Genomic DNA, 1,414 nt, shown 5'->3' on the forward strand with positions numbered 1-1,414 from the left:
TCGGCATGTGGTGGCGGGTCAGGACCCGGTGCACGGTCGAGGCATGCAGGTGCAGGATCCCGGCGATGCGGGCCGGGCCCAGCCGGCGGGTCCGGCGCAGATCGATGATCTGCTGCTCGGTGTGGTCCGGGACGCGCCGTGGTGAGTGGTGTGGCCGGCAGGAGCGGTCGAGCAGGCCTTCATCGCCGTGCTGGCGGTAGCGGCGGACCCATTTGTGTCCGGTCGCGCGGGAGATGCCCAGCTCGGTGGCGACGTGGGCGACGGGGCGGCCGGCGGTGACCCGGTCGATGAGCAACCTGCGGCCGTGCGGGGTCAACCGGGCGTTACGGTGGGGCACGAAGACCTCCGTTGTGATCGGTGGTGGCGTCAGACACCAGCACCACACACGGAGGTCTTCGTCGTGATCAACCCGACGCGCCGCTCAACCGTCAACAACGTCCATGGTCACTACAGCTAGGCGCCTTCAGCACGGACGTCGTGTCGCTGGTCAGCGTGGTCCCGTCCGCGGCCGCGGGCACGACGTCCGGGACGACGGCGCCGTGCGCGTCGACCAGGACCGAACGCGCTTCGCCCGGCTCGAAGGCGTGCCGCTCGCCCCACTGCCGGAGCGTGACGACCACGGGGAAGAGGTCCTTGCCCGCGTCGGTGAGGGCGTAGCGGCGGCGTTTGCCCGTCGGGGCTTCGACGTGCTCGAGCAGGCCGTGCGCGGTGAGCTTGCGGAGCCGGTCGGTGAGGATGTTGCGCGCGATGCCCGTGCGCTGCTGGAAGTCGGTGAACGAGCGGGCGCCGTCCATCGCGTCGCGGATGATCAGCAGGCTCCAGCGGTCCCCGACCAGGTCGGCCGCGCGGGCGACCGGGCACTCCGGGTCGGTCCAGCTCGCTTCCACCACGTCCTCCATGAGTTGCTGATTGAAACCATTCTGCCCTACTCTGCGAAGGGTTGCAAAACGCAACCAAGTGCGGAGGGGTCATGGGACGGGGAACGAGGCTGCTGCTGGCGGTCGTGTGCGGGGTGGCGGTCGCCGGGGTCTACGCGGGACAGCCGGTCCTGGGCCCGATGGGGGACGACCTCGGCGTCGTCCGGACCGCGGCCGGCTGGTTCGTCGCCGCCGGCCAGCTCGGTTACCTCGCCGGGCTGGTACTGCTGGTGCCGCTGGGAGACCTGCTCGACCGGCGACGGCTGCTCGCTGTCCACTTAGGACTGGAAGCGGGCGGCCTCGCGCTCACCGCGGCCGCACCGGCCGCCTGGGTGGCGTTCGCCGGGCTGGCCGCGGCGGGCTCGTTCGCGGTCGTGGTGCAGACGGCGGTCGCGTACACGGCGGAGCTGTCCCCGCCCGGCGAGCGGGGCCGCAACCTCGGTGTCGTGACGTCCGGCGTGGTGGTCGGCATCCTCGGCGCGCGCATCGCCACCGGC

3 protein-coding genes are annotated in these 1,414 nt (G+C 71.9%); 1 reads left to right on the forward strand and 2 read right to left on the reverse strand.

Going from position 1 to position 1,414, the window contains the following annotated elements; all coding sequences use genetic code 11:
• Together G3I65_RS05835 and G3I65_RS05840 are read right to left on the reverse strand one after the other, a co-directional pair.
• The coding region (locus tag G3I65_RS05835; RefSeq protein WP_160695190.1) for a leucine zipper domain-containing protein at positions 1-337 on the reverse strand (337 nt) is incomplete at its 3' end.
• 91 nt (positions 338-428) lie between these two features.
• Complete coding sequence (locus tag G3I65_RS05840) at positions 429-899, reverse strand: helix-turn-helix domain-containing protein (RefSeq protein ID WP_160695191.1); 471 nt, start codon at positions 897-899, stop codon at positions 429-431.
• A gap of 71 nt (positions 900-970) precedes the next feature.
• Between G3I65_RS05840 and G3I65_RS05845 the strand changes: the two genes are divergently transcribed.
• A partial coding sequence (locus G3I65_RS05845) for an MFS transporter (RefSeq protein ID WP_160695192.1) occupies positions 971-1,414 on the forward strand: 444 nt, incomplete at its 3' end.

It is taken from the genome of Amycolatopsis sp. SID8362 (genome assembly GCF_010550475.1).
GTDB classification, from domain to species: Bacteria; Actinomycetota; Actinomycetes; order Mycobacteriales; family Pseudonocardiaceae; genus Amycolatopsis; species Amycolatopsis eburnea.